This window comes from Kitasatospora sp. NPDC054795, from assembly GCF_053611565.1.
Genome location: NZ_JBSHAP010000217.1, coordinates 1 through 8,586, shown reverse-complemented (window position 1 = coordinate 8,586; position 8,586 = coordinate 1). Strand labels below are relative to the sequence as shown.

General features: G+C 74.4%; 7 protein-coding genes. 3 read left to right on the top strand and 4 right to left on the bottom strand.

The genetic code is table 11. The features are described 5' to 3' along the window. Positions 1–59: 59 nt before the first annotated feature. The 4 genes from ACWGJO_RS40065 to ACWGJO_RS40050 form a co-directional block, all read right to left on the bottom strand. On the bottom strand, positions 60–1,274 hold the full coding sequence (locus ACWGJO_RS40065; RefSeq protein WP_452190672.1) for an ROK family transcriptional regulator: 1,215 nt from the start codon (positions 1,272–1,274) through the stop codon (positions 60–62). 18 nt (positions 1,275–1,292) lie between these two features. After that, positions 1,293–1,862 (bottom strand): GtrA family protein, encoded by a 570-nt coding sequence (locus ACWGJO_RS40060; RefSeq protein WP_452190670.1) that lies wholly within the window; start codon positions 1,860–1,862, stop codon positions 1,293–1,295. Between the two features lie 143 nt (positions 1,863–2,005). Then, entirely contained in the window at positions 2,006–4,474 is a 2,469-nt protein-coding gene (gene lon / locus ACWGJO_RS40055; RefSeq protein WP_452190668.1) for an endopeptidase La, read from the bottom strand. 204 nt (positions 4,475–4,678) lie between these two features. Next, positions 4,679–5,389, bottom strand: a complete 711-nt coding sequence (locus ACWGJO_RS40050; RefSeq protein WP_452190666.1) for a rhomboid-like protein — start codon at positions 5,387–5,389, stop codon at positions 4,679–4,681. 617 nt (positions 5,390–6,006) lie between these two features. Here ACWGJO_RS40050 and ACWGJO_RS40045 point away from each other — a divergent pair. The 3 genes from ACWGJO_RS40045 to ACWGJO_RS40035 all read left to right on the top strand — a co-directional run. Then, positions 6,007–6,744, top strand: a complete 738-nt coding sequence (locus ACWGJO_RS40045) for a response regulator transcription factor (protein ID WP_030057574.1) — start codon at positions 6,007–6,009, stop codon at positions 6,742–6,744. Between the two features lie 93 nt (positions 6,745–6,837). Next, positions 6,838–8,025 carry a sensor histidine kinase gene (locus ACWGJO_RS40040; RefSeq protein WP_452190664.1) on the top strand — a complete coding sequence of 396 codons (1,188 nt, stop codon included), beginning with the start codon at positions 6,838–6,840 and terminating at the stop codon, positions 8,023–8,025. A 233-nt stretch (positions 8,026–8,258) separates the two neighbouring features. Beyond that, the coding region (locus ACWGJO_RS40035; protein WP_452190662.1) for a 2-oxoglutarate dehydrogenase E1 subunit family protein at positions 8,259–8,586 on the top strand (328 nt) is incomplete at its 3' end.

Genomic DNA, 8,586 nt, shown 5'->3' with positions numbered 1-8,586 from the left:
CCGGCGCCCCGCAGGGTCGGCCGGGTCGGCCGGGTCGGCCACGACGGCCCGGCCGGCTCTCACCCCGCCGCGAGCGGCCCCGGATCGGCCACGATGGCCCGGACGACCCGCACCGCCGCGCCCAGCAGCGGGCCCCGGCGGCCCAGCCGGGAGACCGTCAGCCGGTCCTCCGACCAGGGCCGCACCGTCACCCGGGCGGCCAGTTCGGCCCGCATCGCGGGCAGCAGCCAGGGCGCCAGCCGGGCGTAGCCGCCGCCCAGCACCACCTCGGCCGGGTCCAGCAGGTTGACCGCGCCGGCGGCCGCGGTGCCGAGCGCGGCACCGGCCCCGGCCAGCGCCGCGAGGGCGGCCCGCTCCCCGGCCCCGGCCCGGTCGGCGAGCAGCGCCACCCAGTCGCCCCGGGCTCCGGTCAGACCGGCCGCCCGCAGCACCGCCGCCTCGCCCGCGTACTGCTCCAGGCAGCCGTGCGCACCGCAGGCGCAGCGCGGCCCGTCGGGGTGGACCGGCACGTGGCCGAACTCGCCGGCGAAGCCGCCGGCCCCGCGCAGCAGCCGGCCGCCGACCACGATCGCCGCGCCCACCCCGGCCTCGGCGGAGACGTACAGGAAGTCGTCCGGGCCCGCGCCCAGCCAGCGCTCGGCCAGTCCGCCGAGGTTGGCCTCGTTGTCGGCCTCGATCGGCAGCCCGGCCAGGCCGCCGCCGGCCGTGCGCAGCGCCGGGCGCAGCGCGGCGGCCAGCGGGACGTCCTGCCAGCCCAGGTTGGCGGCCCGCTGGAGCACCCCGCCGGAGCCGCCGACCAGCCCGGGCACGGCCAGGGTGAGCCCGGCCGGGCGCAGCCCCGACTCGGTGACGGCCTCGTGCAGCAGGTGGGCGAGGTCGGCCAGCACGGCGGCGGGCTCGCGCCCGTGGTTGGAGACCTCCCGGCGCCGCCACGCGCGGACCTCCCCGCGCAGGTCCACCACGCAGGCTCCCAGGTGGCGCACCCCGATCTCGGCGCCGAGGCCGCCGGGCCCGTCCGGGTTGAGGCCGAGCGCGGTGCCGGGGCGGCCGACCTTGCCGCTGGGCGCGGCGGGGCCCTCCTCGACCACCAGGCCGGCGGCGATCAGCTGTTCGGCGAGCGAGGAGACGGCGGCCCTGGTCAGGCCGGTCCCGGCGGCCACCTCCGCGCGCGAGCGCGGTCCGCCCGCGATCGTCCCGAGCACCAGGGCCAGGTTGGCCCGGCGCATCCCCTGCTGGCTGGCGGGCCCGGTCCGGACCGGATCCGGCTCACGCATAAGGCTCACCTCGCCCCTTTACGGCACATCCGGTGGCATCCCGGGTGCAGCGTAGTCGGGTTCCGGGGGCACCGCCGTCGGCACCGGGACGGGCTCGGCCCGGGTCCGCCCGGCGGGCGGGCCGAAGACCCACCGGCGCATCGCCCGGTAGCGGAACAGCATTGCCACGAAGGTGCCGACGACCATCCCGCTGAGGAAGTCCGCGACCTCCTGCTCGAAGGGCCCGACGTACGGCTCGCGCAGGTCCAGGAGGTACCGGGAGACCACCAGTGGCACGTCGTTGAGGGCGATCGCCACGGCGCTGACCAGGACGAACATCAGCACCTCGCGCTTGCGGCCGGCGGCCCGGAAGGCCCAGCGGCGGTTCAGCACGTACGAGGCGGCGGTGCCGATCACGGTCGCGACGGTCAGCGCGACCACCGGTTTGTGCTCCAGCACCGTGAACTTGAGCTCGAAGTTGATCACCGTGGTGAGCACGAAGCAGCCGCTCCCGACCAGCAGGAACTTCACCAGCCGGCGGTGGCGCACCAGGAAGGGGCGCAGCCGGTCGGGCACCCGGGCCAGGGCGCGCTGCGTGGGGGACGGCATCTCCGCAGTCTCGCACGCGGGGGTACCGCCGGCCCTTCAGACCGCCGGTGGCCCCTTCGGGTCGCCGACGGCCGTCGGACCGGCGGCTCCCGGAGCGCCGGCGCGTGGCCCGGGCCGCCGGTGCGGGCGGCCCGGGCCGGCGGTCAGGCGGCCACCAGCACCGTGGCCCCGGCCGGCTCCAGCGCCAGCTCCAGCACCTCCCGCACGTCCGCCACCGGGTGGACGGTGAGCCGCCCCAGCACCTCGGCCGGGACGTCGTCCAGGTCGGCCTCGTTGCGCCTGGGGATGATCACCGTGGTGACCCCGGCCCGGTCGGCGGCGAGCAGCTTCTGCTTCACCCCGCCGATCGGCAGCACCCGCCCGGTCAGCGACACCTCGCCGGTCATCGCCACGTCGGTGCGCACCCTGCGGCCCGAGAGCAGCGAGGCCAGCGCCGTGGTCATGGTGATGCCCGCGCTCGGCCCGTCCTTGGGGACGGCCCCGGCCGGGATGTGCAGGTGCACGCCGCGGTCCCGCAGCGAGGTGACCGGCAGCTCCAGCTCGGCGCCGCGCGAGCGCAGGTAGGAGAGCGCGATGTGCGCGGACTCCTTCATCACGTCGCCCAGCTGTCCGGTGAGGGTCAGCCCGGTGCCGCCGGTCTCGGCGTCGGCCAGCGAGGCCTCGATGTAGAGGACGTCGCCGCCGGCACCGGTCACCGCGAGGCCGGTGGCCACGCCGGGGACGGCGGTGCGGCGCTCGGCCGGCTCCTGGGCGGACTCCGGCACGTGGTGCGGGCGGCCGATCAGGGCGCGCAGGTCCTGCGGGCCGACGTGGGCGGGCAGCTCGCGCTCGCCCAGTTCGGCCTGCGCGGCGATCCTGCGCAGCACTCGGGCGATCGAGCGCTCCAGGGTGCGCACGCCCGCCTCCCGGGTGTACTCCCCGGCGAGGCTGCGCAGCGCCGATTCGTCCACGGTGACCTGCCCGCCGCCGAGACCGGCCTTCTCCAGCTGGCGCGGGAGCAGGTGGTCGCGGGCGATGGCGACCTTCTCGTCCTCGGTGTAGCCGTCAAGCCGGACCAGCTCCATCCGGTCGAGCAGCGGCCCGGGGATGGCCTCCAGCACGTTGGCGGTGGCGAGGAAGACGACGTCGGAGAGGTCGAGCTCGACCTCCAGGTAGTGGTCCCGGAAGGTGTGGTTCTGCGCCGGGTCCAGCACCTCCAGCAGGGCGGCGGCCGGGTCGCCCCGGTAGTCGGAGCCGACCTTGTCGATCTCGTCGAGCAGGACGACCGGGTTCATCGAGCCGGCCTCCTTGATCGCCCGCACCAGCCGGCCGGGCAGCGCGCCGACGTAGGTGCGCCGGTGGCCGCGGATCTCCGCCTCGTCCCGGACGCCGCCGAGCGCGACCCGGACGAACTTGCGGCCCATGGCACGGGCCACCGACTCGCCGAGCGAGGTCTTGCCGACGCCGGGCGGGCCGACCAGGGCCAGCACCGCACCGCCCGCCCGTCGCCCGCCGGTGCCGCTGGTGCCGCTGGTGCCGCTGGTGGGAAGCGCTCCGCGCTGCCCCTCCTGAGGGCCGCCGGCCGGCCCGAGCCCCTGGTCGGCCCGGCGCTTGCGGACGGCCAGGTACTCGACGATGCGGTCCTTCACGTCGTCGAGGCCGGTGTGGTCGGCGTCCAGCACCGCGCGGGCGCCGGCGATGTCGTACTCGTCCTCGGTGCGCTCGCTCCAGGGCAGTTCCAGGACGGTGTCCAGCCAGGTCCGGATCCAGGAGCCCTCGGGCGACTGGTCGGAGGAGCGCTCCAGCTTGTCGACCTCCTTGAGCGCGGCCTCGCGGACCTTGCCGGGCAGGTCGGCGGCCTCGACCCGGGCGCGGTAGTCGCCCTCCTCGTCGGCCGCCCCGCCGTTCAGCTCGGCCAGCTCCTTGCGGACGGCCTCCAGCTGGCGGCGGAGCAGGAACTCCTTCTGCTGCTTGGCCACGCCCTCCTCGACGTCCTTGCGGATGGTGTCGTTGACCTCCTCCTCGGCGAGGTGGTCGCGCAGCAGGGTGAGCGCGTACTCCAGTCGGGCGACCTGGTCGGCCTCCAGCAGCACCTTGAGCTTCTGCTCGGCGGTGGCGAAGGGCGCGTAGCCGATGTTGTCGGCGAGCTCGCCGACGCCCTCGATCTGCGCCACCCGGTCGACGATCTGCCAGGCGCCGCGCTTGCGCAGCCACTGGGTGGACAGCGCCTTGTACTCCTTGACCAGCTCGGCGGCCCGGCCGGCCACCGGGGTGCCCACCGAAGACTCCCGGAACGGCGTGGTCTCCACCCAGAGGGCGGCGCCGGGGCCGGTGGTGCCGGCCCCGATCCGGACCCGGCGCACGGCGCGCACCAGCGCCGCCGGATCGCCGTCCGCCAGCCGGCCGACCTGCTCCACGGTGGCCAGGGTGCCGGCCGCCGCGTACGAGCCGTCCACCCGCGGGACCAGCAGGACCTGCGGCTTGCCGGTGCCGGTGGCGGCGGCCCGGGCGGCCTCGACCGCGGCGCGCACCTCGGCGTCCTTCAGGTCCAGTGGCACGACCATGCCCGGCAGGACGACCTCGTCGTCGAGCGGCAGCACGGGCAGGGTGAGCGGTGTGGACGTCGATGCCATGATCTCTCCCCAGTCAGTGAACTTGAGTCGACCTGACTAAGGCTTGGCGGGCGCCGGATGTTCCCGGCATTCTGTTCGCCGTGAGCGAACACGAACCGGGCCAGGAAGCCCGCGCCCGACTCCGTCAAGAGAGGGACGGGCGCACCTCGGGGAACCCCGGCACGAGACCCCCGGGGCCCGGACGGCCCCGGCCGGACGACGGCGTCAACGCACCGTCCACACCCGCGCGGACGCACCGCCGGCGGCCGTCGCGACGGCCGGACGCGGCCGGGGCGGGCGCCGCTCGACCCGGCGCAGCCAGCGCCACAGCGCGACCCCGGTGAGCACCGCGGCCGGGTGCCCCACCCCCGTGATCACGTCCCTGTCGGCGGCGATCTGCTGGGCGATCATCAGCCCCGCACCGCCCAGCGCGAGCAGCCGCCCGCGCCAGGAGAGCAGCCCGGCCACGGCGCCCAGGCAGGCGAGCACGCCGTAGCTGACCCCGATGTCCAGGTGGTCCATCGCCTCGGGCGCCATCCGCCCGGTCTCCACCGCGGTGATCACCACCCCCTGGGAGAGCAGCGTGGCCGCGACGTGCCCGACCGCGAACACCGCCGCCGCCCGGGCCGGACCGACCCTGCGCTCCAGCGGGGCGAGAGTGAGGGCGAATCCCCACAGGTAGGGCATCCACACCTCGCCGGCCACCCAGAATCCGCTCAGCACAAGAGCGCGCAAAGGATGCTGGAGCAGGTTGTGCCCGTCCGAGCTGGAGGCCTCCTGCAGCCGCTGGACGAGTTCCGGGTCGGCGAGCCGGGCGAAGGTCGTGGTGACACCCACGACGGCGAGGTACCCGAGCGTGAAGGGCGTGCTCCGGGGTGTCGGCACCCGCCCCAGCAGCCACTGGAGGACGCCGGTACGCAGCCCGAGGCGGAGCATTCCATAGGGCGCTCCCGCGACCCCGCACCCGTCGGCACTCCGTCCGAGTCCCGCCATGACGCCTCCGCTCCACGCCGCAGCCACCGGCTCCCCGCCCGGGCCCAACGTACCGGCGCGCGCCGCGTGTTCCGCCCGGTCGGGTGTTGTCGTGGCCACGGTACGTCGAGGTTCTGAGAGGCACCTGGGAAAAGCCCGTGAAGAACACCGCCGTAGCGGACGGCGGGATTCCCGAAATTGGTCCAGACCTTCTCCCCCACAACGCGACAGTAGGGCCTCTGACCGGCGACTTGGCGTCAACTGAACTGCATACGTACCGTTACGCAGTGAAAATTCGCCGGGTAAGGTATCGGCCCGTGCCCACTCGTGCAGTGGGTCCGAGGGCGGCCCGACAGCCGGCCCACGGGCCGGAAACGTCCGGTCCACCTGCCGGGAAGCATCCACTGTCCGTACGCTGCGAAGTGCGCGGGAGACGTGGGCGGCCGACCATCCGTCCTCGGCTCCCGATCGCGCGGCGGGACGGCGGACCCGGCACAGTCCACGACGGAACAAGACTACGAGCGGAGCCCCGCCATCCCCACAGGTGGCCGGCCCGCAGCCCTGGGGGCGGTGGCGTGACCGTGACAGAAATTCAGCAGGACAACCACAACACCGGTGGCACTGTGAGCAGCCAGCGCAGAGTCCTGGTGGTGGAGGACGAGCCCACGATCGCCGAGTCGATCGCCGCCCGGCTGGGCGCCGAGGGCTTCAAGGTCGCCGTGGCCCACGACGGCCCCGGCGCGGTCGACGGCTTCCACACCTGGCAGCCGGACCTGGTGGTCCTCGACATCATGCTGCCCGGCTTCGACGGGCTGGAGGTGTGCCGCCGGATCCAGGCCCAGCGCCCGGTGCCGGTGCTGATGCTGACCGCCCGCGACGACGAGACGGACCTGCTGGTCGGCCTCGGCGTGGGCGCGGACGACTACATGACCAAGCCGTTCTCGATGCGCGAACTGGCCGCCCGCGTCAACGTCCTGCTGCGCCGCGTCGAGCGCGCCCAGCAGGCCGCCCGCACGCCCGCGCTGGGCAGCCTGCGGTTCGGCGAGCTGGAGATCGACCACGTGCAGCGCCGGGTCCGGCTGGCCTCGGGCGACGTCCACCTGACGCCGACCGAGTTCGACCTGCTCGCCTGCCTGGCCGCCCAGCCGCGCGCCGTGCTCACCCGCGAGCAGCTGCTGGCCGAGGTCTGGGACTGGACCGACGCGTCCGGCACCCGCACGGTGGACAGCCACGTCAAGGCGCTGCGCCGGAAGATCGGCGCCAGCTGGATCCGCACCGTCCACGGTGTCGGCTACGCCCTGGAGGCCCCGCTCTCCTGACGGCATTGATCGGGCGACGGGCCACCGGGGGGCCCGTGTCCGGACGACGCCGTGCCACCACGCGGGGGGACGACGCGGGGACCACAGGGGACAATGACCTTTCCACAGCAACGCAACGGGGAATCCGACGGCACGCGGCAGCAGAACCTGGCCGCCCGCGCCGCCCGCCGGGTCTGGGCCGACATCCGGCCGCTCGATCCGGTCCGCTCGATCAAGGGCAAACTCACCCTGCTCGTGATCGTCTCCGTGTTCCTGGCCACCGGGATGGTGGTCGTGGCGATCCGGTCCGAGACCCAGATCCGGATCATCATGATCTTCTCCATGATCGCCTCGCTGCTCTTCATGCAGTTCCTCGCGCACGGGCTCACCGCCCCCCTGCGCGAGATGACGGCCGCCGCCCGCGCGATGGCCTCCGGGGACTACACCCGCCGGGTCGAGGCGGGCTCGCGCGACGAGATCGGCGAGCTGGCGGCCGCCTTCAACGCCATGGCCGCCGACCTCCAGGCCGCCGACCGGCACCGCCGCGAGCTGGTCGCCAACGTCTCGCACGAACTGCGCACGCCGATCGCCGCGCTGCGCGCCGTCCTGGAGAACGTGGTGGACGGCGTCGTCCAGCCCAATCCGGCCACCCTGGGAGCGGCGCTGGAGCAGACCGAGCGGCTCGGCCGGCTGGTCACCCACCTGCTCGACCTCTCCAAGATCGACGACGGCGTGGTCGCCCTGGACGCCCGCCCCTTCGAGGTGCGCGAGTTCCTGGACGGCGTGCTGCGCGGGGTCACCGTGGACGGCGCCACGGCCGGCGGCGCCTTCTCCCGGCGCGGGGACGTCCGGCTGGCCCTGGAGGTCAGCCCCACCGGCCTGACCGGCGTGGCGGACCCGGAACGGCTCCACCAGGTGGTCGCCAACCTGGTCGACAACGCCTGCAAGCACTCCCCGCCCGGCGGCACCGTGACGGTGCGGGCGAGACCGGAGGGCGAGGAGGGCGGCCTGCTGCTGGAAGTCGAGGACGAGGGCCCCGGCATCCCGCCGGCCGACCGCACCCGGGTCTTCGACCGGTTCAGCCGCAGCGGCACCGCGACCGCCGCCGGACCGGGGGCGGACGGCGGCACCGGCCTGGGTCTGGCCATCGCCCGCTGGGCGGTGGACCTGCACGGCGGGCGGATCGCGGTGGCCGAGTCCCCGCGCGGCTGCCGGATCGAGGTCCGGCTGCCCGGACCGCGCCCAGGTGACGGTCGGGACATTTGTCACAGATCCGACACAGAGGCATACGAAGATCATTAAGGGATTCGACCGAGTTTTTGTCCGGTTTGGTCCTGGTATGCCCACTGATCGGCACCGATCGGTTCCCCTCAGATGCGGCTTTCTAACGCACTTTTTCAGCCAAAGTGCAGGTCAGCACTGTGATCTGGGCGACGCCTGGGCCTCGGGGACTGCGCGATCACTGGTCAGGGGCGTAGCCTTAATCCCCGCTGTCCAAACATCCCAAAAGGAAGCGGAAGAGGGCGGTTGCCGCCGTGTCGCCACAGTCCCCTGAAACCCCCAACAGCTCGGCAAGCTCCACTGGCTTCGGCCCCAATGAGTGGCTCGTCGACGAGATCTACCAGCAGTACCTCCAGGACCCGAACTCGGTCGACCGAGCCTGGTGGGACTTTTTCGCCGACTACAAGCCCGGTACCGAGGTGACCCCAGTGACCCAGGCCGCGACCCAGGCCGGCCCCGCGCCGACCCCTGCCGCTGCCCCCGCGCCCGCTGCTGCTCCGGCCGCACCCGCCGCGGCTGCTGCTCCGGCCGCGCCCGCCGCCGCCCCGGCTGCTCCGGCCGCCCCGGCCGCCGCTCCGGCTC

Excerpts from the sequence above, each read along its gene's own strand:
- ACWGJO_RS40065 (WP_452190672.1), bottom strand. The coding sequence starts at position 1,274 with ATGCGTGAGCCGGATCCGGTCCGGACCGGGCCCGCCAGCCAGCAGGGG.
- ACWGJO_RS40060 (WP_452190670.1), bottom strand. The coding sequence starts at position 1,862 with ATGCCGTCCCCCACGCAGCGCGCCCTGGCCCGGGTGCCCGACCGGCTG.
- lon (WP_452190668.1), bottom strand. The coding sequence starts at position 4,474 with ATGGCATCGACGTCCACACCGCTCACCCTGCCCGTGCTGCCGCTCGAC.
- ACWGJO_RS40050 (WP_452190666.1), bottom strand. The coding sequence starts at position 5,389 with ATGCTCCGCCTCGGGCTGCGTACCGGCGTCCTCCAGTGGCTGCTGGGG.
- ACWGJO_RS40040 (WP_452190664.1), top strand. The coding sequence starts at position 6,838 with ATGACCTTTCCACAGCAACGCAACGGGGAATCCGACGGCACGCGGCAG.